Below are 21,492 nucleotides of genomic sequence, written 5' to 3' on the forward strand. Positions count from 1 at the left end.
GGCAGCAAGTTAACGTTGGAAACCCTTCTGGGCGAATTTGGGTCTGGCGCTCATGATCTGCTCCACCTGCTCGTCACTCATCTTGCCGCGGGAGAGGCCCAGCACCTTGTAGGTGAGCAGCGGCCGTGCCGGCAGGGCAATCATCAGTGCCCGGATTTGGTTCTCGTCCTCTTTCTCCCGTACCGGCTTGCCATAGGCGTAGGTGAGTACGCCGGCATCCATCAGGTTTTTGACGGCAGGCTCGGTGATCGGCAAATTTATGACGCTTTTGCGTTGCAGCACGAACTCGCGCAGTACCGCTTTCTCGTTGAAGTCGAGGAAAGCAATCATCTGGGCCAGCAGATCCTGTTGGCGGCGGGACTGCCACTCTTCACAGGCCCACTCCCAGGCGATCAGAAATGCCTGACTGCAGAAGTAGGAGATGGCGATCAGCATGCCGACCCCGAGCCAGGCCGCGTGGAGCGTAGCCCACTGGCTGACTGCACCTTTCATCAAACCGGCCGGAAACAGCAATATGATACTGCAGCAGAGTAACAACCAGACCATGAGCCAGTTGAGGCGGTTCAGTTGATAGAAATGTTGGATCCACCGTTTCATCGTTCATCCTTCCCAAACTATTGTGGACAGTAATCAACTCATAGCAATCGTTGTGCCAAGGCGTGGATGCCAGGGGAAAGAGTGGAGATCCGGACGGAGAAATCGAGGGTACTGACCGAGTGGCGAGTTACATTCTCTTACAACTTACTGAGCTAATGATCATTAGTTTACCTTGTGAGCTGGCCACCGGTTTGGTAAAAAGCCCGCACTGTCATTGGGGAGTAGCAACCCGCCCGTGATCCGGGCAGGGCTCATGTCAACATTCTTGGATCTTCCGATCCATGGCATGGGCGGCGATAGCATCTATCGCTCTGCAAGACCTTTGGCCTCGATACGCAAGCCAGCCGGGCGAGCCGTATCGGGTCCATCGGTTGTTCTGCTCGCCTGGCGGTTGCCTATTATGTTGATCACCCTGCTGTTATTTCTGCTCTCTGCCGTCACCATCTACCTGGCCTGCGAATATTTCGTCAATGGTATCGAATGGACTGGCCATCACTTCAAGTTCTCCCAGAGTGCCACCGGCTCCCTGCTGGCAGCCCTGGGTACGGCCTTGCCCGAATGCATCGTCACCCTGACCGCCTTGCTGATGGGGGATGCTCCCGCCCAGCAACAGATTGGGATTGGCGCCGCTCTCGGTGGCCCTCTTGTACTGGCCACCATAGGCTATGCCGCCGTCGGCGTGACCCTGGTGCTGTGCATGAGCCGTGCCCATCGAGTCATCGACGGCGAGGTGCAGCGCGAGATAGGTCGGGATCAAGCCTGGTTTGTCGGTATCTTCCTGGTGGCTGTTGCCCTCGGCATGGTGGCCTTCACCGGCAAGGCCTGGCTGGCGCCGCTGTTCGTGCTGGTTTATCTGGTCTATGTGCGGCGCGAGCTGAAGCAGACCGACAGCCACGAGGTCGAGTTGCCCGAGCCCCTCAAGCTGGATCCCGAGGCCGAGATCCCGGCGCTCGGCAAGGTGCTGTTGCAGACCCTGGTGGCGCTGGTGGTGGTGGCGCTGGCTGCCCAGCTTTTTGTGCACCAGCTGGAAAGCATGGGCGAGCTGTTTGGTCTCTCCCCCGTATTGGCGGCCTTGCTGCTGAGCCCGGTGGCGACCGAGATGCCGGAGCTGATGAACGTGCTGATCTGGGTGCGGCAGGGCAAGAGCCGGCTGGCGCTGGCCAACATCTCAGGCGCCATGATGATCCAGGGCACGATCCCCAAGGCGTTCTGCCTGCTGTTTACCCCCTGGTTGCTCGACAGCACCATGATGGTCTCCTCGCTGGTGACCCTGCTGGCGGTAGTGCTGCTGTGGTGGGGCTTCAGCCGTGCGCAGATGACGGCGGGCAGGCTGGCCTGGGTTGGGCTGGTCTATCTCGGTTTCTGTGGCTGGTTGGTGGTGAGCTGACGAGATATGGGGTTCATGAGCGTGACGCCATGAGAAAGGGCAGGATTCCATCCTGCCCTTTTTATTGTCATCAAAATATCTCAGCTGATGCTGAGCTCCGGGATCAGAACTGCTGGAACCAGCGCTGGATCTGGGCCGGATCCTTGCTCTGGGTCAGGGAGAGCATCAGCAGGATGCGTGCCTTCTGCGGGTTCAGGGTGCCGGCGGCCACGAAGCCGTATTTGGCATCGTCGATCTCGGCATCCAGGGTGGTGGCGCCGGTCGGTACGCGGGCGGAACGCACCACGCGGATGCCGTCCTTGCTCGCCTTGGCCAGGGTATCGAACAGTGTGTGGTAGAGGTTGCCGTTGCCCACGCCAGCGCTGACGATACCGTCAAACTTGGCATCCACCATGGCCTTGGCCGGCAGATCGGTGGCGTTGGCATAGCTGTAAACGATGCCCACTTGCGGCAGCTTGTCGAGCTTGCTCACGTCGAATGATGTCTTGCTGGTGTGCAGACGTGCCGGTGTGCGCTGATAGTCGATTTTGCCGTTGTGGATGTAACCCAGCGGGCCGAAGTTGGGGGCGGCAAAGGTCTGCACCCCTGTGGTGTTGGTCTTGGTGACGTCGCGGGCATCCAGCACTGTATCGTTCATGGCGACCATGACGCCACGACCCTTGGAGCTGGGGTCGGAGGCGGTGACGACAGCGTTGTAGAGGTTGAGCGGGCCATCGGCACTCATGGCGGTGGAGGGGCGCATGGCACCGACCAGCACCACAGGCTTGTCGCTCTTGACGGTGAGGTTGAGGAAGTAGGCAGTCTCTTCCATGGTGTCGGTACCGTGGGTGATGACGATGCCATCCACGTCATCCTTGGCCAGCAGCTCGTTGACCCGCTTGGCCAGCTTGAGCCACACCTCGTCGTTCATGTCCTGGGAGCCGATCTTGACTACCTGCTCTCCTTGCACCTCGGCCACGTTCTTCATCTCGGGAACTGCAGCAATCAGGGTCTCGATAGCTACCTTGCCTGCCTCGTAGTTGGACTGGGTGGCGGACTGTCCCGCTCCGGCTATGGTGCCACCGGTAGCCAGGATATGAACCTGTGGCAGGGCCATGGCCATCGGGGAGAGGGTCAGGCCAACGACGGCGGCGAGCAGTGTCTTGCGGATAGGGAGAGTCATGCTGCAAATCCTTCTGAGTGATAAAAATTGCAGCAAGTTTGCGCTTTCTGTTGAGGGGGTCTGTGATGACTCTCACCAAAAAACAGCTGGGTACAGAATTTTAACCTGATTTATACCTCTATAGAGATAATTTAACTCGCCAGGAAGCCTTTGGCTTCAATCAGGGCGATCAGCTCCGCCTTGCTCAGATCGCTTTCGATGACGGCCTTGCTGCTGGCGAAATCCACCCGGGCCTGGCTAACAGCGCTCTGGGCCAGCAGGGCGTTTTGCAGGCTGGCGGCGCAGCCGCCACAGGACATGCCGGAAATGGTGAGTTCGATGGTCATGGGATCACTCCTCTGTTGATGTGCAGCCAGCCTAAAGCTGCCGCCCGCAGCAAGGTCAAGCCCTGCCATACCCGATGCAGACTAGCCCATCAACCCCAGATAGTTCATCAGGGCGGCGCCCAGGCTGGTGGTGACGAGCGAGCCCAGCGTGGTGGTGGCTATGATGTTGGCGGCCAGTGCGCTGTCGCCCCCCATGGCGCGGGTCATTACATAGCTGGCGGCGGCAGTGGGGGTGGAACTTATCAAAAACAGTATGCCGAGGGCCTGCTGGCTGAAGCCCAGCGCCCAGGCCCCCAGCACCAGCAACAAGGGAATGCAGAACAAGCGGTTGACGGTGGCCCAGCCGGTCAGCATGGCACCCCCACGCAGGGCCTTGAGGTTGAGACTGGCGCCGGTGCAGAGCAGGGCCAGTGGCAGTGTCATGTTGGCGAAGTAGTTGCCCGTCGTGATGACCAGCTGGGGCAACTCAATGTCGAGCAGGCCAAATGGCAGGGCCGAGAGGATGGCGATGATGAGAGGGTTTTTGGCGATCCCGTTAAGAATGGGTTTGATCCCTTTACCGCCCCCCAGACTGCGGGTGAGGGTGATGACGGCCAGGATGTTGTAGAGCACGGTTACCGAGCCCACCAACAGGGCGGCGGCGCCGATCCCCTCCGGCCCGTAAGCGTTTTGAACATAAGCCAGCCCCATGATCCCCATGTTGCCGCGAAAGCTGCCCTGCACGAAGATGCCGCGCTGACGCCGCTCCGGGATGAAGCGGGCCGCCAGTGCCTCAAGGATCAGAAAGCCGGTGAGGGTGCCGAGCAAGCCGTAGAGAATGAGCCATGGACTCGGCATGGTGGAAAAATCGGTGCGTACCATGCTGAGAAACAGCAGGGCGGGCAGGGTGACCTGAAACACCAGGCGGGAGGCGGATTCGACGAAGCTGTCGGGCAGCAGACCCAGCTGCTTTAGCCAGATGCCGAGCAGCAGCACCACGCAGATGGGGCCTGTGATGGAGAGGGAGAAGTGCAGACTTGCCAACAGATCCATGATGCGCGTCCTGTGCAATGGCGAGCGGCGCGGCGATCGCCGGGGCAAAAAAGGCATTCTAACGCCATGGGCTTGTATTCACAGGGCTTAATCACAACAATGTGGGCAATTCCACCGCCGATCCCCCTGTGAGCCAATTCATGGACAAGAAACTGACCATCCTCGACATCGCCCGCCTCTCGGGTGTCGGCAAGTCGACCGTCTCCCGGGTGCTCAACCAGGATCCCAAGGTAAAGCAGGCGACCCGCGAGCGGGTGGAGCAGGTCATCGCCGAGCACGGCTTCGTGCCGAGCAAGTCGGCGCGGGCCATGCGCAGCCAGAGCCAGCAGGTAGTGGGGATCATCGTCTCCCGGCTCGACTCAAGTTCCGAGAATCAGGCGGTGCGGGGCATGCTGGAGACCCTCTATCAGCGTGGCTATGACGCCGTGCTGATGGAGAGCAAGTTTTCCCCCGCCAAGGTGCAGGAGCATCTTGCTGTGCTGGAGCGGCGCGGAGTGGATGGCATTATCCTGTTTGCTTTCAATGATCTGGACTATGCGGCCATGGCCACGCTCAAGGACAAACTGGTGCTGGTGGCGCGCGAATATCCCGGTTTCTCCTCGGTCTGCTTCGACGATGGGGGGGCTGTGCGCTCCATGCTGGCAGAGCTGGCCATCCGCGGGATAAGCGACATCGCTTATCTCGGGGTCGATACCTCGGATCTCACCACGGGCCAGCGCCGGCTCGATGCCTATCTGGCGCACTGCCGGGAACAGGGACTGACGGCGCGCAGTGCCCTCGGCGATCTCAGCCTGCAAAGTGGCTACCGGCTGGCTGCCGACTTGCTTACCCCCACCACCCAGGCGCTGGTCTGCGCCAGTGACACCCTCGCCATAGGTGCAGCAAAATACTTGCAAGAACAAGGGCGTAGCGAAGTGCTGGTGACCGGCCTTGGCAACAACCCCATGCTCAGTTTTCTCTTTCCCAATGCCCTTAGCCTGGATCTTGGCTACAAAAGGGCAGGGGAGCAGGCGGCCCGTCAGCTGCTCGGCCAGATTGAGCAGGGCCGCTGCCCGCTGGCGACCATAGCGCCCTGCCACACACTGTGAGCCCCATCACTTAGCCCTGCATAAAAAATGCGCTTTCTGTGATGTTGACCACGAAATGGGAACGTTCCCATTTCGATCTGGCCAAATTGCCTGCATGCTGAATGGGAACGATACCAAAAACGCTCCGGCCGACAGACTGGCCCAAAAGGGCGAGGCAGACCAATATCAATGGAGTCACAGAGGGAAGACTCATGTCCAAGATCAACGCACAGCAGCTTGCCACCCTGATCGACAAGATCGGCGGCAAGGAGAACATCGCCACCGTCAGCCACTGTTTGACCCGGCTGCGCTTCGTCCTGAACGATCCGGCGAAAGCCGATAGCAAGGCCATCGAGACCATACCGGTGGTAAAGGGTTGCTTCACTAATGCTGGCCAGTTCCAGGTGGTGATCGGCAACGAGGTGGATGACTGGTACAAGGCGCTCACCGAGGAGATTGGTGTCAGCGGTGGCAGCAAGGATGCCGCCAAGCTGGCTGCCCGTCAGAACATGAATCCGCTGGAGCGCGGCATCTCCCACCTGGCGGAGATCTTCGTGCCCTTGCTGCCCGCCATCATCACAGGCGGTTTGATCCTGGGTTTTCGCAACGTCATCGGCGACATCAAGATGTTCGACGACGGGACCCGCACTCTGGTCGAGATCAGCCAGTTTTGGGCCCAGGTGCATGCCTTCCTCTGGCTGCTGGGTGAGGCCATCTTCCATTTCCTGCCGGTGGGCGTCTGCTGGTCCGCGGTCAAGAAGATGGGCGGCTCCGAGATCCTCGGTATCGTGCTGGGTATCACACTGGTGTCGCCGCAGCTGATGAATGCCTATGGCATCGGCCAGCAGACCCCGGAAGTATGGGACTTCGGCCTCTTTGTCATTCAAAAGGTGGGTTATCAGGCCCAGGTCATTCCGGCGCTGCTGGCGGGGGTATTCCTTGCCTGGGTGGAGACCAACCTCAAGCGCATCATTCCGGCGTATCTCTATCTGGTGATAGTGCCCTTTATCTCCCTGCTGCTGGCGGTGATAGTGGCGCACGCCTTTATCGGCCCCTTCGGTCGCTGGATTGGTGACGGTGTCGGCTTTGCCGCCAAGGCGGCCATGACGGGTTCGTTTGCACCAATTGGTGCCGCCCTGTTCGGCTTCCTCTATGCGCCCCTGGTCATCACCGGCATCCACCACACCACCAACGCGGTGGACTTGCAGCTGATGCAGAGCATGGGTGGCACGCCAATCTGGCCGCTGATCGCCCTGTCCAATATCGCGCAAGCGTCGGCAGTGGTGGGCATCATCCTCATCAGCCGCAAGGAGAACGAGCGGGAGATCTCCGTGCCTGCCGCTATCTCGGCTTACCTGGGGGTGACAGAACCGGCCATGTACGGCATCAACCTCAAGTACAAGTTCCCCATGCTGTGCGCCATGGTGGGCTCGAGCTGCGCGGCCCTCATCTGCGGTTTCGCCGGTGTGATGGCCAACGGCATAGGGGTAGGGGGCCTGCCGGGTATCCTCTCCATCCAGCCGCAATACTGGGCCATCTACGCCATCGCCATGCTGGTGGCGATAGTGGTGCCCCTGGTGCTGACCCTGCTGGTCTACAAGCGTCAACAGGCCTCGGGCAAACTGGCTCAAGCCATCGCTTGAGTGCACTCATCAGGGCGGCCTCGCAAGGGGCCGCCCTCTCCATTTTTTATTCGAGACAAGAGAAAGACCCATGAGCCAAACTCCCTGGTGGCAGAGTGCCGTGATTTACCAGATCTACCCCAAGAGCTTTCAGGATTCGGGCGCCCGTGGCACCGGCGATCTCAAGGGGATCATGGCCCGCCTCGATTATCTCAAGACCCTGGGGGTCGATGCCCTCTGGCTGACCCCGGTTTATGTTTCCCCCCAGGTGGATAACGGCTATGACATTGCCGATTACTACCAGATTGATCCTGCCTACGGCACCATGGCCGATTTCGAGGCGCTGCTGGCGGCGGCCCATGCCCGCGACATTCGTATCGTGATGGACATAGTCGTCAACCACACCTCTACCGAGCACGCCTGGTTCAAATCGGCGCTGGGGGATAAAAACAGCCCCTACCGCGACTACTACATCTGGAAAGATCCGGTGGATGGCGGTGTGCCGAACAACTGGCAATCCAAGTTTGGTGGCAGTGCATGGGAGCTGGATACCGCCACCGGCCAGTACTATCTGCACCTGTTTGCCCGCGAGCAGGCGGATCTCAACTGGGAAAACCCGGCTGTGCGCGCCGAGGTCAAAAACATCATTCACTTCTGGGCCGGCAAGGGGGTTGATGGCTTCCGCCTTGATGTCATCAACCTGATTTCCAAGGATCAGACTTTCCCGAACGACGACGTGGGCGATGGCCGCCGCTTCTATACCGACGGGCCGCGCATCCACGAATTCCTGCAGGATGTGAGCCGCGACGTATTCGCCCCGGTCGGCGCCATGACGGTGGGTGAGATGTCCTCCACTTCGCTGGCGCACTGCCAGCGCTACGGTGCCCTTGATGGCTCCGAACTCTCCATGGTATTCAACTTCCACCATCTGAAAGTCGATTACCCCAACGGCGACAAGTGGACAAAAGCGCCGTTCGATTTCCTCGAACTGAAGCGTATCTTCAACCACTGGCAGAGCGGCATGCACGGCAAGGGCTGGTCGGCCCTGTTCTGGTGCAACCACGATCAGCCGCGCATCGTCTCCCGCTTCGGGGACGAGGGCGAGCATCGCGTGGTCGCCGCCAAGATGCTGGCCAGTACCCTGCACGGGCTGCAGGGCACCCCCTACATCTATCAGGGGGAGGAGATCGGCATGACCAACCCCGGTTATCAGAGCATCGACGATTACCAGGATGTGGAGAGCCGCAACATCTTCGCCATCAAGCAGGCCGAAGGCATGAACGAAGCCGAGATCCTCGCCATTCTCGGTGCCAAGTCTCGCGACAACTCACGTACACCCATGCAGTGGAGCACAGCCCCCAATGCCGGCTTCACCCAAGGTTTGCCCTGGCTCAGGCCCGCTGCCAATTACACCGAGATCAACGCCGAAGCGGCACTGGCCGATCAGGGCTCAGTGTTCTGGCACTACCGGGATCTGATCGCGCTTCGCAAGGCGCATCCCATCTTTACGCAGGGGGATTATCAGGAGCAGTTGCCAGGCCATCAGCACATCTGGGCCTATACCCGCAGTGCCAAGGGTCAGACCCTGCTGGTGGTAAGCAATTTCTACGGTGAGCCTGTGGCCTTCGACTTGCAGCAAGATCTGCAAGAGAGGGAAGGCCGTCTGCTGCTTGGCAACTACCCCGATAGTCCGGCAATGCCGCAATCTTGTATGCTGCGTCCCTATGAATCCCTGATCTGGCTGGTGGAGTAGGTGGTGAGTGAGGTGATGGCAAAAGCAACGGCCCCGGTGCACGGCACCGAGTGGCAAAAGATGGTGGCGGGTCAGCCCTATGATGCGGGGGATCCCGAGCTCAAGGCGGCGCGCGAGCGCTGTCGTTTCCTCTATCACACCTTCAATACCAGTTGGCAGGAGAAACCGGCGCGGGATGCGCTGCTGCGGGAAATGCTCGGCAGCCGGGGCAATGTGTGTGGTATCAACCCGCCTTTCTTCTGCGACTATGGCGCCAATATCCATGTGGGGGAGAACTTCTATGCCAACGTCAACTGCACCATCCTCGACGTGTGCGAGGTGCATATCGGCGACAACGTGCTGTTGGCCCCCGGGGTGCAGATCTACACCGCCGCTCACCCCGTTGCCCTTGTCCCTCGGGTGGCGGGGGTCGAGTTTGGCAAACCAGTGCGCATAGGCAATAACGTCTGGATCGGTGGCAGCACAGTTATCTGCCCTGGTGTCACCATAGGGGACAACAGCGTGATCGGCGCAGGCTCTGTGGTCACCAGAGACATTCCGGCCAATGTGGTTGCCGTCGGCAATCCTTGCAGGGTCTTGCGGCCCATGACGGCAGAGGAGCTGGCGAGCATCTAAATATCAAGGGGCAGGGGATCCTGCCCTTTATGCATGAAGTTTCCCCCTCATCCCGGTTCTTATCCCCTCCGAAGTTCAGTGTCAGTTGCACCGTGAGCTGTATCTGAACCTGTGATTTACATCACGGTCAGTTTTTTTGAACATCTAGGCCAGTTTATCTCGCTAACAAAGGTGGGCAGAGGTGTTTAATATTCACTCAACGCTTAGGCAGGAACGCCAGGTGGCCAAATAACAGGTTGTTTCAGGCGATGACACCAGAAACCAGAGTGTCAGACGTCGGTGAAAGAACTACATACTATTTGAATAACCTCTTGCAAGGATGCATTGATTCAGGCCGAACCGGCCTTGGCAATGACACAAAAACCAAGAGAGTGAATGAACATGAAAAACGTAATCAAGATGCTGGCCGTTGCAGGCCTGATGACTGCCGGTTTTGCTCAGGCTTCCGTTCCCGCTGACTTCAACGCTGCACCGGGCGTGCTGTTTGTGAACTGGCATGCAACCGCCGCTGTGGATGGCAAAACCAACCCCATGCTGGAAGTGCGCAACGAGTCCGGGGATGTGGTGGCTTCCGTTCACGCCAATCTGATGGGCACCCAGCAGGTACGTATTCCGAGCCGCACTCAGGGCAACCTGACCGTCAGCCTGGGTGAGCAGAGCAGCGACTACCGCATCCCGTTCGGTATCGGCAGCGGCAAGCAGCGCTAAGCCGAGGGACATCAGCCGCGGTTTCTACCCCTGAAAACTGTCCAGACACAACAAAGGCGCCCTGAGGCGCCTTTGTTGTTTGCTGTGTCGATCAGCGGGAGCTGGCCGCTTCGATGACGGGAACCCGGTTCACCGCCTTGCCCAGATAGGCGAGGGTGATGGTCACTATGATGCAGGTGAAGCTGAGCCACATGTAGGGCAGGTAGTCGAGGGTCGCCACCCCCAGTACCCCGGCCATGAAGATGCCGTTGTCGCTCCAGGGCACCATGCCGCAGGTGAGGGTACCGCCGAACTCGGCGTTGCGGGAGAGGTTCTTGCGTGCCAGTCCCAGCCGGTCGTAGTTCTTGGCCATGATCTTGGGAGTCAGGATCAGTGACACATACATGGCCGAACCGAATACGTTGGCCAGAAAGGCGGTGCCTATGGTGTGGCTGGTCAGGCTGCCGACACTGTTGATGCGCTTCTCAAAGGCATTGGCGATCACTTCCAGAATACCTACCTTCTCCAGCAGGCCACCAAAGCCCAGACCGAAGATGATGACGGCGACCGAACCCAGCATGGATTCCATGCCGCCGCGCCCCAGTATGTTGTCGATAAAGCCGATGCCTGAGGTGATGGGGAAGGGACTGTAGGCGGAATGCATCGCCTTGACCGGATCCATGTCCTGGAACGTTATGGCCCAGACAAGCCCCAGCAGAGCGCCGAAACTGATCACCGGGAAGGCGGGTTTGCGGTTGGCGAGCAGACCCAGTACCAGTACGACCGGCACTATGGCCAGCGGGGTGATGTTGAACTGGTTGTCGAGCGCCTCCATCACCAGATTGACCTGCTCCAGGCTGACGTTGCCCGAATACTGCATGCCGACCACGGTAAACAGTGCGGCCGTAATGATGTAGGAGAGCAGGCTGATGGGCAGCATCCCCTTGATGTGTTCCACCACATCGACATTGGACATGGTGGAGGCCAGTACCACTGAGTCGGAGAGGGGGGAGAGCTTGTCACCGAAGTAGACGCCGGAGAGCACGGCACCCGCCACCAGTGGCGCAGGGACGCCAAGACTGTGGCCTATCCCCATCATGGCGATGCCGGCGGTGGCGGCAGAGCCCCAGGAGGTACCGGTGGCCAGCGAAGTGAGGGAGCAGATGATCAGCGTCGCCAGCAGGAAGATGGACGGGTGTATTACCTTGAGGCCGAAGTAGATGATGCTGGGGACTATACCGCCTGCGATCCAGGTGCCGACCAGGGCGCCGACGGAGACCAGGATCAGGATGGCCCCCATCCCTTTGGAAACACCGTCAACGGCAGCTTGCTCCAGGGATTTGTAATCATGACCCAGCTTGATGCCGAGCCCCATGATGACGAACCAGGCGATGAACAGTGCCAACTGAATTGGCAGGTCCAGCACGCTGGTGAACGAGAATGCCAGGGCCAGGAAAATGGCCAGACAGCCAAATACCTGCAACATGCCCGGTAATCGAATTTGGTTTTGCTGGTTTTGCATAGATGCTTCCTAAACTCTTGCTCGCCAAGGTCGGACCCTCTCGTCCTGTGGATACCTGTATCCCGAGGAGCCAACCCAAAAGAGGCCGCAATCTACCACAAACCTGGGGGGGGAAATCCCAACTGATTTAGCAAAAATGCAATTTTGATTGAAAAAATTACAAATTAGTTGATCTCATAACCTGTATTTGAGCGCTCTATTGGCCCGAATGTGACATTCGACACCGATAGCAAAGTCCGATTGCATACTTATAAAATACAAATGATAATCATTATCAATTAATGCAAGAGGATATATCACCATGATCTGGATCGTGAGAGTCGTGCTGCTGGTCGGACTGCTGGCCGTGCTGGGCTGGGGTCAGGAGAAGGAGTACGGCATCTGGAGTCTGGGTTTTGTGCTGGCTGCCTGGGTCATGCTGGAACCCAGGCTGAGGCCTGTCCTGATACTGCTGCCGGTGGCCGGGATGACAGGCATAGCGGCTTTGCTCTGGCAGCAACCCTGGTTATGACTGGGCTGGGGGGGCGTTCTTGACCTTCTCTTGCGCCTGTTTGAGCGATGCGATGACGTTGTTTTCCATCTCGGTACGCTTGGCGTCGGTCAGGAAGTAGATCATGTCGACATCGTGGCGAATATAGTGGGAAGGCAGCTGGTTCAGGGTCAGGCAGCAGAGATCGGCCATCTGCTCGCTGTTCAGTTTCTGATTCAGCCCCTGCTTTTCGATCTCCTTGAGCACCAGATGTTCATAGAAGTTGTGAATATCGGTATCCAGTATCATATGCGCTCCTTGGCATGACGATGGGCGGTAAGTTGTCAAAAGCATAGTCATAACAAGGAGTAAAAACAAAAGGCCCATCACTCTCGTGATGGGCCTTTTATATAAGGAATGGTGCGAAGAGAGGGACTCGAACCCTCACATCCGTGGGACACTAACACCTGAAGCTAGCGCGTCTACCAATTCCGCCACCTTCGCACACTGATTTTCTCCAGCTGGTTTTTAAATGCGGTTGGAACGCATTGCTCTGTTTTTACATGTCAGAATCATGGTGCGAAGAGAGGGACTCGAACCCTCACACCCGGGGGGCACTAACACCTGAAGCTAGCGCGTCTACCAATTCCGCCACCTTCGCACATTGTGTTACCAGTTTTGATTTACATGCTGTCTGGAGAAGCATGGTGCGAAGAGAGGGACTCGAACCCTCACATCCGTGGGACACTAACACCTGAAGCTAGCGCGTCTACCAATTCCGCCACCTTCGCACATTGTGTTACCAGTTTTGATTTACATGCTGTCTGGAGAAGCATGGTGCGAAGAGAGGGACTCGAACCCTCACACCCGGGGGGCACTAACACCTGAAGCTAGCGCGTCTACCAATTCCGCCACCTTCGCACATTCGGGTTTTCCAGTTGGATTTACATGCTGCTGAATCAGCATGGCAGTATTGGTGCGAAGAGAGGGACTCGAACCCTCACATCCGTGGGACACTAACACCTGAAGCTAGCGCGTCTACCAATTCCGCCACCTTCGCATCACTGCGGTGGGGGATTCTATAGAGTTTTGGATGAGCGTCAACAGCCAAAGGGGACTTTTTTCGCTGTTGACGTTCAAAGCGGCATCAAGGGCACAAAAGTTCAGCAATGAGCATCACTGCCGGGCCAGTGCATCCTGATACATCTGCTCGTATTGAGTGACCGAATCCGGCCAGTTGAAGCGGGTATTCATGGCATTACGCTGTACCTGGGCAAACCGCTCGGGATCCTGCAGGTAATAGAGCAGGCTGCGGCGCATGGCATCGAGCAGGATATTGGCGGTTGGATCGTTGAAACAGAAGCCGGTGGCATGCTCAGGTTCCGCATCCCAGTCCACGACAGTATCCTTGAGGCCACCGACGGCCCGTACCAGCGGCAAGGTGCCGTAGGCGAGGCTGTACATCTGGTTGAGGCCGCAAGGCTCGAACAGAGAGGGCATCAGGAAGAAGTCGGCGCCCGCTTCCACCAGATGGGCCAGTCTGTCGTCATAGGTGTTGAGGAAGGCGAGCTTGTCCGGGTATCGCTGTGCCGTGGCCTGCAACTGGGCGGCGAGGGAGGGATCACCCGACCCCACTATCACCACCTGCACCTTGTGATGCAGGAACTTGTCCAGCACGGGTAGCAGCAGGTGTACCCCTTTCTGCTCGGTCAGGCGGCACACCATGCCGTAGATGGGCAAGTCCGTGACCGGCAGGCCTGCTTCCCGCTGCAGCGTCTGTTTGCAGACCCGTTTGCCAGCGAGGTTGTCCACGTCATAGGTGGCGGGCAGGAAGTCGTCAAATGCCGGATCCCAATCCTTATAGTCACAGCCATTGAGAATGCCGCGCAAGTCGGCAGCCCGCTGCTGGAACACGCTGGCCATGCCGTGGGCGCCCAGGTGGGTCAGCAATTCACTGGCATAGTTGGGACTGACAGCATTGATCTTGTCGGCATAGAGCACACCGCATTTGAGCAGATTGACGTGACCATAGTCGTAGCTGATGCGCTGTTCATAGTCAGCAATCTCGGGCATGGCCCAGAACTGCTCCCGACCGAATACTCCTTGAAAGGCTGCATTGTGAATGCTGATCACGCTGCGGGTGTGCTGGAAGAAGGGGTTGTGAGCATGGCGGGTCTTGAGCAGCAGCGGCAGCAGACCGGTATGCCAGTCGTTGCAGTGCACTATCTCGGGGGCGAAGTCCAGCTGCTCGCAGGCATGTAGCGCTGCGGCCGAGAAGAAGGCGAACCGCTCACCGTTGTCGCCATAAGCCTGGTTGTTCTCGGCGTAGAGCTGGGGTCGATCGAAATATTGCGGGCAGTCGAGCAGATAGACACAGACCCCTTCCAGCTCCATCTGATAGATGCGATAGCCGATGTCCGGCAGTCCCGGATGGGTTGGCAACCAGCGAGAGGCGATCAGTCTGGCCTCATCACGGCGCTTGATCGTCTTGTAGAAGGGCAAGATGATCCTGACGTCATGGCCCTTCTGGGCCAGATACAATGGCAGGGCTCTGGCTACATCTGCCAGGCCCCCGGTCTTCACAAGCCCCTCAACTTCCGAGGCAACAAACAGGATTTTCAGTGGGTTAATAGCCAACTCTTGCTCCCTTAGGTACCACGACGATACCGCCTTCGGATACGGTAAATCTCTCTCTGTCATGGTCCAGATTTTCACCGATCACGGTGCCGGGTGCAATTTCAACGTTCTTGTCAATGATGGCGCGTCTGATGGAGCAACCTTCGCCTATCTTCACATCCCCGAGCAACACTGACTCGCTGATGTGGCTGCAGGGGCCTATGTTGCAGCGAAATCCCAGTATGGAGCGCTGGATCTGGCTGCCCTGAATGAAGCAACCGCCGGAGATCAGGGAGTTGGCTATCTTGACCTTGCAGTCATCGGTATCGACGAAGGTGGCCGGTGGCAAGGGCGGATAGTGAGTATGCAGTGGCCACTTGCGGTTATAGAGGGAGAAGGGGGCATCGTCGGCGACCAGGTCCATGTGTGCCTGCCAATAAGAGTCAAGCGTGCCCACATCGCGCCAGTAGACGGTGGGTTTCTCGCCCGGGATCACGTTGGTGCTGTAGTCATAGACATAGACGGGGGCGCGGGGGAACATGCTGGGAATGATGTTCTTGCCAAAATCGTGGCTGGAGTTCTCCTCGGCGGCGTCACGCTTCAGCTCGCGATAAAGCGCTTCGGTTTCGAAGATGTAGTTGCCCATGGAAACCAACGCCTGCGTGGGGTCGCCGGGAATGTGCTTCGGATGTTTGGGCTTTTCTTCGAAGCCGATCATGCGGCCTTCCTGATCCACTTCTATCACCCCGAAGGCGCTTGCCTCCTCGATGGGCATGCGCAGGGCTGCGACGGTCAGGGCGGCGGCCTTCTGTTTGTGGAAGGTCACCATCTGGCTCACGTCCATCTTGTAGATGTGGTCTGAGCCGAAGATGCAGACGTGCTCCGGGTCCGAGATCTCGATGAAACGCAGGTTCTGATAGATGGCGTCGGCCGTGCCGTCATACCAGCGTTTTCCCATTCGCATCTGGGCTGGAATAGGGTCGATGAAGCGGTCCGTGATGCCGACTATGTTCCAGCCCTTCTTCATGTGCAGATAGAGGGACTGGGACTTGAATTGAGTCAAGACGTAGATGCGCAGGAAGTCAGCGTTGACGAAGTTGTTGAGGACGAAATCGATCAGTCGATAACTGCCACCGAACGGGACAGAGGGCTTGCTGCGGGTGGTGGTAAGCGGCTGGAGACGGGTTCCTTCTCCGCCCGCCAGTATCATGGTGAGTATGCCTGCCATCGTATTTCTCTCCCTGAGTTGATGATATGAAAAGGTTTTCAGATCACTGCAAAAAAACACCCCTAAAGGGGTGGTTATACGATTGGTATTTACCTTATCAGATCCCGGATGGGGCTCACTACCAGTTTCCTGACGCTGGTTACACTTATTTACACTTTGCTCAGATAGACCTTGAATTTGGCATCGTTTCTGATTATGTCGGTCTGTTTGAAGTGCGTTTCCAGTATAGGTTGATATCGCAGGAAGGCGTTGGCGACTATGGTCAGGCCACCATTCGCCGACAGGTACTCAGGTGCCTTGGCGAGGAAGGTTTCGGTGGCCGCATAGAAGGTCTTTAGACCGGCGTGGAAGGGGGGGTTGGAGACGATGTGGTCAAACTTTCCTGTGATGTCGGAATAGACGTCGGAGGCCTGGACTTGTCCCTGCAAACCGTTGATGGCCAGGGTGCGACGGCTCGACTCCAGCGCAAGGGCGCTGATATCCACCATCTTGACCTCCAGCCCCGGATTGCGTTTGGCCAGAACAGATCCAATCACCCCGGCGCCACAGCCGAAATCGAGCAGCTCGCCCCTCATCGGTGCCACCGCCGCCAGCAGCATCTGGGTACCGAGATCCAGTTCGGCAGCGCTGAAAACGCCGGGCAGGGCCAGCACGGTCAGTTCGGTGTCACCGGCCTTGCACTGGTAGCGGCCAAACCAGCTATCCAGCTCGAACGGGGCGACCGGCTTGCAGAGCTCGCCGTGATAGAGAGAGCAGCGGCGGGCCGAGTCGCGCTTGATCGGTTTTTCGCTGTAGGGCGCCAGCAGCTTGTCGGCGCCATTGATGCCGCCACGATTCTCCCCGGCCAGAAACAGGTCTGCACCTGCCTCCAGCAAGGGGGTCATCATGGCCAGCAGATATTGCGCCTCTGCCTTGGCCTTGGGCATCAGCAGCAGCAGGGCATCGAAACGGGGGGCACCGCCCAGTTGGTGGTCGAACATGATAGCGTCACCCAACGTTGCCTGCTGGCTGCGGTAGTAGCAATAATCCGTGGTAAACACAGTCAGGGAACTGGCCAGCTCAGCCAGCTGGCGGGGATAGTCATCCTCCAGGGTGCCGCAGACAAGTAGCCGCTTGCCGACAAAGAGGGCTTGGTTTCGTTCCAGCATCTGGCTGACGGCACTGATAGGGCTGCTCATCGGGTCTCTCCACGCAATTTTGGGTGGCCATTATACATAGCCCCTTTCGCCTTGACATTTATGCCGTGTTCCCGAAATATGCCCAGACACCATTTTTTGACCAGAGATGATGAAATGCGGTCCAACGAGTTGAAACGAAAGCACAAAAAAAGCCTGACATTCGGGCCTGCCGACGTTCGCGCGTAACCTCTCATCCCTGAGAAGATTCAACCCCGGTTGCGCAACCCGTACCGGGGTTTTTTATTAGTATTTTTACCGTATCCAGGAGAAGGAAATCCCATGTTTCAAGGTTCGATAGTTGCCCTGATCACCCCATTTCGACAGGGCCAGCTGGATGAGGCCGCACTGGCCCGCCTGGTGGAGTGGCACATAGAGCAGGGCACTCACGGCATAGTGCCGGTCGGTACGACGGGCGAGAGTCCGACCCTGACCCACGACGAGCATTGCCGCGTGGTGGAGTTGGTGGTCAAGCAGGTAGCCGGCCGGGTGCCGGTGATCGCCGGAGCCGGTTCCAACAATCCGGTCGAAGCCATTGAATATACCCGTCATGCCGAGCAGGCGGGAGCCGATGCCACCCTGCACGTGGCCGGTTATTACAACCGTCCCAATCAGGAGGGACTCTATCACCACTTCAAGGCGGTACACGACGCCACCAGCAAACCCATCATCGTCTACAACATTCCGCCGCGCGCCATCGTTGACGTGCAACCTGCCACCCTGGCCCGTCTGGCCGAACTGCCGCGCATCGCCGGCGTGAAAGATGCCACCGGTGACCTAGCTCGTCCCTGGACCGAGCGTCAGCTCATCAAGAAGCCGTTTGCCTGGCTCTCAGGTGAAGATGCTACCGCAGTGGCTTACAACATAGGTGGCGGGCAAGGCTGTATCTCTGTTACCGCCAACGTGGCACCCAGACTGGTGGCCGAGGTGCAGAACCTGACCCTGGCCGGCAAGTGGCAGGAAGCGCGTGAACTGCAGGACAAACTCATCCCGCTGCATCAGGCCATGTTTGCCGAGCCGAGTCCGGCAGGCGCCAAGTATGCGGTCTCCCTGCTGGGCTTTTGCAGCGAAGAGTGCCGCCTGCCGGTGATGCCGTTGTCCGAGGCGACCCGCGAGCGCATCCGTAGTGCGATGCAGGCATTGAATTTGTTATAAAAAGTGGGCTCTGGATCGCGCTTTTGACTGCCTAGTCAATTAATGTGCAATGTTTGCCGATATACTCGCTTGGATACAACCAAGGATGGCAGGCATGCAGGAATGGGATCCAGAGCACTTCACCAGTTTTGAACACCTCTGTGAAGTGACACTGGCAGCAGTCAGGGAAAAGACAGAAGCCGAACAGATTTACCTCTGGTTGCGGGCGCCCGAGTCCCAACTTTACAGTTTTCAACTGGAGCAGGGGCTGATCTGCCTGAATGCAGAGGCCCTTGCGCCAGCCAAACTCCCCATCATCTTCATCGAACATGCGCTCGACAAGGGTCAGCTGGTGGTGGAGCAGACAGCCCCTACCGCCGATGTCTGGGAAACCGTCGAACCGGAAACGCCGCGCCTGCGTGCCTGCTTCCCGCTCAAGCGCCACAAGGGGCTGGAGGCAGTGGTCTATCTGGAGACCCGTCGCCGTCTCGATCGCCTCTCCCGACGCCAGCAGCAGAGTATCCAGTTGCTGATGCACTACCTGGCCGCCGAGCTGGAGAGCCGATTGCTCGCCAGCCAGATCGATCAGGAGCGGGATCAGCGCAGACACACCCAGGCCGACCTCATCCGCAGTCAGGCGTTGCAGGACTCCTTCCTCAGCATGTTGCAGGCGCTCCATCAGGTGGGGGTCAAGCTTTCCCGCTGCGATAGCGAGCAGCAGCTGCTGCACGATGCGGTGGCGCTGGCGCGCCAGGATCTGCAGTTTGATCGCATCGCCATCTTCCTGGTCGACGCCGAGTTCAAGACCATGCGCGGAACCTGGGGAACCAACGAGGCGGGTGAGCTCATCGACGAGCACCACTTCGTCAGCCCCATCCCGGAGCACCCCACTGTGCAGGAGGCGCTGCGTCGCAAGGATTATGTGCTGGTGCTGGAAGATGCGCCGCTCTACTACGAGAAGCAGGAGGTGGGGCGCGGCTGGAATGCCATGGTTTCGCTGTGGGACGGTGACATGCCCATCGGCTGGATTGCTGCCGACAACCTGTTGTGGCGTCGGCCACTCAAGGCCTATCAGAGCGAGATCTTCAAGCAGTACGCCGCCATGCTCTCCCAACTGTTGATCCGCCAACGCACCCAGGCCGCGCTGGAGCATTTCAACCGGGAACTGGAGCTGAGGGTCAGCGAGCGCACCATGCAGCTGGCAGAAACCAACCGGGCACTGGAGGAGGCCAACAAACGACTGTCCATGCTGTCGCTGGAAGACCCCTTGACCGGCATCGCCAACCGTCGTCACTGGGATCTCACCATGCAACGGGAGTGGGAGTGGGCCCGTCGTCATCAAAGCTTGCTGGCGGTATTGATGATCGATGTGGATGAGTTCAAGTCCTATAACGATCACTTCGGTCATGCCAAGGGAGACCTGTGTCTGCAACAGGTAGCCAGCCTGCTGCAGGAGGCGGAGCGACGACGCACCAATCTGGTGGCGCGCTACGGTGGGGAGGAGTTCGTGATCCTGCTGTGCGGTCCGCAGCCTGGTGAAGCCGAGCGGTTGGCCGAACAGATTCACCAGGGGCTGAGTGAATTAAAGATCCCGCATCCGGCTTCCCGAGTTGCTGATTTCATTACGGTTAGCATAGGCTTTAGCTATCTGGTTCCCTCGCTGGATGGAACATGGCAGAGCCTGACCGAACAGGCCGATCAGGCGCTCTATCATGCCAAGTCGCAGGGGAGGGCGTGTACGCTAGCCTATCGGTGAGCCCATGCTGTTACGTCGTTACCCCATCTTCAACCGCCGTCTTGCCCTCGTTGCCTATGGCATTGACTACCAGCTTGCCGACCCTGCCGAGTGGGCTCTGCTCGCAGCGCAATGCCGTCTGCTGGCCCAGGGGCGTCAATACTTGTTGCCCTTCAGCCATGAACAGCTCGATGAGCAACGTCCCTTGCTGTTTGACCCGGATACCATTCCGCTGGTCGAGGCCTCTGCCGAGCGCCTGCCCGCCTCGTTTCCCGTGTTGACCCAGTGGCGTGACTACCGGCGGCGTCTGGCCGTGCACTGCGCCCAGCGCGAACCACGCTGGCTCAACGCCTGCCGTCTGCTGGTGTTCTGGATGGGAGAGGAGGGGATCAGCCAGCCGACCGAGCACAAGCGAATGGCTCTGGACATCGAGACCTGGGGGGATTTTTTGCCGCTCAAGGAGGCCGGGGTCGATTTCTTCGCCGGCGGTTTTCTTGCTCGTCCCGAACTGGTCAATCAGCGCGCCGCCCAGCCGGACATGAAGCTGGTGCAGGAGATACTGCAAGTCATCTGCCACGAGGAGTTCTCTTTTGCCAGGGTCGCCAGCCTGCTGGAGCAGGACGCCTGGCTGCCGGGCCAGCTGCTTACCTATGTCAATGCTCCCGGCTTTGATCACGTCAGCTCCATTACTTCTGTGCCGAGAGCCCTCTCCTATCTGGGGGAGCAGGAGATCCGCAAGTTCGTCCTCATCTACGGGCTGGCGCGGGTCAGTCATCACATGCCGGAGGCCTGTACCCGCATGGCCATCGCCCGTGGCCGCTTCTGCGAGCTGATTGCCATGACTGCGCTTGGCAAGGATGCCGCCAGCTGGGCCTTTCTGGTGGGATTGGTGCTGGATGGTGCACTGCTCTCCGCCCAGCTCAAGGCTCATCTGCCCAAGGATGTGCAGCGAGCGCTGGAGTTCCATGAGGGGCCACTCTTTCATCTGTTCCAACTGGTGAAAACCTACGAGCAAGGAGACTGGCCGCTGCTTGCCCAGCTGGCACCGCACTACCAGCTGGATCCTGCCAGGCTGACACCCATCTATTTTCAGGCACAAATGTGGGGGCAAGCGTTTCTCGCCACCTAGGTGTGTAAACCCACCAGGTTGTTCACAGATTGAAGACGGCTGATGGGGGGCTTATAGCCCAGACTTGCATGAGGACGATGCCAGTTGTACTCATGCAGCCACGGTTGCAAGGTGTTCTGCCCGTTGCGCTGACGAGTCATAGCTCCGTGCATACGCCCATTCACGCAGCGCTGTCTGAATGAAGCGCTCTGCTTTGCCATTGGTTTGGGGTGTGTAAGGTTTGGTGCGCAGGTGCT

19 protein-coding genes, 5 tRNA genes, 1 pseudogene and 1 riboswitch are annotated in these 21,492 nt (G+C 58.6%); of the genes and pseudogenes, 10 read left to right on the forward strand and 15 right to left on the reverse strand.

Features of this window, described 5'->3' with window-relative positions:
• Positions 1-9: 9 nt before the first annotated feature.
• Positions 10-597 (reverse strand): superinfection exclusion B family protein, encoded by a 588-nt coding sequence (locus GWQ31_RS20860; RefSeq protein ID WP_017412541.1) that lies wholly within the window; start codon positions 595-597, stop codon positions 10-12.
• Positions 598-801: 204 nt separating this feature from the next.
• A riboswitch (yybP-ykoY riboswitch) is annotated at positions 802-908 on the forward strand.
• 89 nt (positions 909-997) lie between these two features.
• Here GWQ31_RS20860 and GWQ31_RS20865 point away from each other — a divergent pair.
• Positions 998-1,984 carry a sodium:calcium antiporter gene (locus tag GWQ31_RS20865; protein WP_275910188.1) on the forward strand — a complete coding sequence of 329 codons (987 nt, stop codon included), beginning with the start codon at positions 998-1,000 and terminating at the stop codon, positions 1,982-1,984.
• A gap of 103 nt (positions 1,985-2,087) precedes the next feature.
• Here GWQ31_RS20865 and ansB read toward each other — a convergent pair whose 3' ends face one another.
• The 3 genes from ansB to GWQ31_RS20880 all read right to left on the reverse strand — a co-directional run bounded on the left by ansB (position 2,088) and on the right by GWQ31_RS20880 (position 4,504).
• Positions 2,088-3,146, reverse strand: coding sequence for an L-asparaginase 2 (gene ansB / locus GWQ31_RS20870; protein WP_275910189.1), 1,059 nt, complete (start codon positions 3,144-3,146; stop codon positions 2,088-2,090).
• 131 nt (positions 3,147-3,277) lie between these two features.
• Positions 3,278-3,472, reverse strand: coding sequence for a heavy metal-associated domain-containing protein (locus tag GWQ31_RS20875; protein ID WP_087756615.1), 195 nt, complete (start codon positions 3,470-3,472; stop codon positions 3,278-3,280).
• An 81-nt stretch (positions 3,473-3,553) separates the two neighbouring features.
• The gene (locus tag GWQ31_RS20880) at positions 3,554-4,504 is read right to left on the reverse strand and encodes an AEC family transporter (RefSeq protein ID WP_275910190.1); all 951 of its coding nucleotides are present in this window, start codon (positions 4,502-4,504) and stop codon (positions 3,554-3,556) included.
• 140 nt (positions 4,505-4,644) lie between these two features.
• Between GWQ31_RS20880 and treR the strand changes: the two genes are divergently transcribed.
• From treR to GWQ31_RS20905, 5 genes are all read left to right on the forward strand, one after another.
• Positions 4,645-5,592 (forward strand): trehalose operon repressor TreR, encoded by a 948-nt coding sequence (treR, locus tag GWQ31_RS20885; protein WP_275910191.1) that lies wholly within the window; start codon positions 4,645-4,647, stop codon positions 5,590-5,592.
• A gap of 191 nt (positions 5,593-5,783) precedes the next feature.
• Entirely contained in the window at positions 5,784-7,214 is a 1,431-nt protein-coding gene (treB, locus tag GWQ31_RS20890) for a PTS trehalose transporter subunit IIBC (RefSeq protein ID WP_275910192.1), read from the forward strand.
• A gap of 70 nt (positions 7,215-7,284) precedes the next feature.
• The gene (treC, locus tag GWQ31_RS20895; RefSeq protein WP_275910193.1) at positions 7,285-8,946 is read left to right on the forward strand and encodes an alpha,alpha-phosphotrehalase; all 1,662 of its coding nucleotides are present in this window, start codon (positions 7,285-7,287) and stop codon (positions 8,944-8,946) included.
• A 3-nt stretch (positions 8,947-8,949) separates the two neighbouring features.
• Positions 8,950-9,561 (forward strand): sugar O-acetyltransferase, encoded by a 612-nt coding sequence (locus GWQ31_RS20900; RefSeq protein ID WP_275910194.1) that lies wholly within the window; start codon positions 8,950-8,952, stop codon positions 9,559-9,561.
• A 375-nt stretch (positions 9,562-9,936) separates the two neighbouring features.
• A complete protein-coding gene (locus tag GWQ31_RS20905; protein ID WP_017412399.1) occupies positions 9,937-10,269 on the forward strand; it encodes a hypothetical protein in 333 nt (110 codons plus the stop codon).
• Positions 10,270-10,360: 91 nt separating this feature from the next.
• On the opposite strand, the gene nhaC is transcribed toward GWQ31_RS20905, so the two are convergent.
• The gene (nhaC, locus tag GWQ31_RS20910) at positions 10,361-11,770 is read right to left on the reverse strand and encodes a Na+/H+ antiporter NhaC (protein ID WP_275910195.1); all 1,410 of its coding nucleotides are present in this window, start codon (positions 11,768-11,770) and stop codon (positions 10,361-10,363) included.
• A gap of 301 nt (positions 11,771-12,071) precedes the next feature.
• On the opposite strand from nhaC, the gene GWQ31_RS20915 reads away from it, so the two are divergent.
• Positions 12,072-12,281: a hypothetical protein gene (locus tag GWQ31_RS20915; RefSeq protein WP_005314021.1), complete on the forward strand. Its 210-nt coding sequence runs from the start codon at positions 12,072-12,074 to the stop codon at positions 12,279-12,281.
• Here GWQ31_RS20915 and GWQ31_RS20920 read toward each other — a convergent pair.
• The 9 genes from GWQ31_RS20920 to rsmC form a co-directional block, all read right to left on the reverse strand.
• A complete protein-coding gene (locus tag GWQ31_RS20920) occupies positions 12,276-12,548 on the reverse strand; it encodes a late competence development ComFB family protein (RefSeq protein ID WP_170946462.1) in 273 nt (90 codons plus the stop codon). The genes GWQ31_RS20915 and GWQ31_RS20920 overlap by 6 nt on opposite strands.
• A gap of 109 nt (positions 12,549-12,657) precedes the next feature.
• Positions 12,658-12,743, reverse strand: a tRNA-Leu gene (locus tag GWQ31_RS20925).
• A gap of 71 nt (positions 12,744-12,814) precedes the next feature.
• Positions 12,815-12,900, reverse strand: a tRNA-Leu gene (locus GWQ31_RS20930).
• A 44-nt stretch (positions 12,901-12,944) separates the two neighbouring features.
• Positions 12,945-13,030 (reverse strand) — tRNA-Leu (locus tag GWQ31_RS20935).
• 44 nt (positions 13,031-13,074) lie between these two features.
• Positions 13,075-13,160: transfer RNA gene (locus tag GWQ31_RS20940), tRNA-Leu, on the reverse strand.
• A 53-nt stretch (positions 13,161-13,213) separates the two neighbouring features.
• Positions 13,214-13,299, reverse strand: a tRNA-Leu gene (locus tag GWQ31_RS20945).
• Positions 13,300-13,415: 116 nt separating this feature from the next.
• Positions 13,416-14,876 (reverse strand): glycogen synthase GlgA, encoded by a 1,461-nt coding sequence (gene glgA, locus GWQ31_RS20950; RefSeq protein ID WP_265462594.1) that lies wholly within the window; start codon positions 14,874-14,876, stop codon positions 13,416-13,418.
• On the reverse strand, positions 14,866-16,125 hold the full coding sequence (gene glgC / locus GWQ31_RS20955) for a glucose-1-phosphate adenylyltransferase (protein ID WP_275910198.1): 1,260 nt from the start codon (positions 16,123-16,125) through the stop codon (positions 14,866-14,868). The genes glgA and glgC overlap by 11 nt, the downstream gene beginning before the upstream one ends.
• 107 nt (positions 16,126-16,232) lie before the next feature.
• Positions 16,233-17,261 carry a 16S rRNA (guanine(1207)-N(2))-methyltransferase RsmC gene (gene rsmC / locus GWQ31_RS20960; RefSeq protein ID WP_275910196.1) on the reverse strand — a complete coding sequence of 343 codons (1,029 nt, stop codon included), beginning with the start codon at positions 17,259-17,261 and terminating at the stop codon, positions 16,233-16,235.
• Positions 17,262-17,540: 279 nt separating this feature from the next.
• Here rsmC and dapA point away from each other — a divergent pair, with 279 nt between their 5' ends.
• The 3 genes from dapA to GWQ31_RS20975 all read left to right on the forward strand — a co-directional run bounded on the left by dapA (position 17,541) and on the right by GWQ31_RS20975 (position 21,256).
• The gene (gene dapA, locus GWQ31_RS20965; protein ID WP_005314009.1) at positions 17,541-18,413 is read left to right on the forward strand and encodes a 4-hydroxy-tetrahydrodipicolinate synthase; all 873 of its coding nucleotides are present in this window, start codon (positions 17,541-17,543) and stop codon (positions 18,411-18,413) included.
• 94 nt (positions 18,414-18,507) lie between these two features.
• Positions 18,508-20,148, forward strand: coding sequence for a sensor domain-containing diguanylate cyclase (locus GWQ31_RS20970; RefSeq protein WP_059169272.1), 1,641 nt, complete (start codon positions 18,508-18,510; stop codon positions 20,146-20,148).
• Between the two features lie 4 nt (positions 20,149-20,152).
• The gene (locus GWQ31_RS20975; protein WP_275910197.1) at positions 20,153-21,256 is read left to right on the forward strand and encodes an HDOD domain-containing protein; all 1,104 of its coding nucleotides are present in this window, start codon (positions 20,153-20,155) and stop codon (positions 21,254-21,256) included.
• Here GWQ31_RS20975 and GWQ31_RS20980 read toward each other — a convergent pair.
• Positions 21,253-21,492 (reverse strand): annotated as a pseudogene (locus GWQ31_RS20980) (integrase core domain-containing protein); the annotation flags it as partial. The gene GWQ31_RS20975 and the pseudogene GWQ31_RS20980 overlap by 4 nt on opposite strands.

Source organism: Aeromonas sp. 2MA4, from assembly GCF_029237305.1.
In the GTDB taxonomy this organism is placed as follows: Bacteria; Pseudomonadota; Gammaproteobacteria; order Enterobacterales; family Aeromonadaceae; genus Aeromonas; species Aeromonas salmonicida.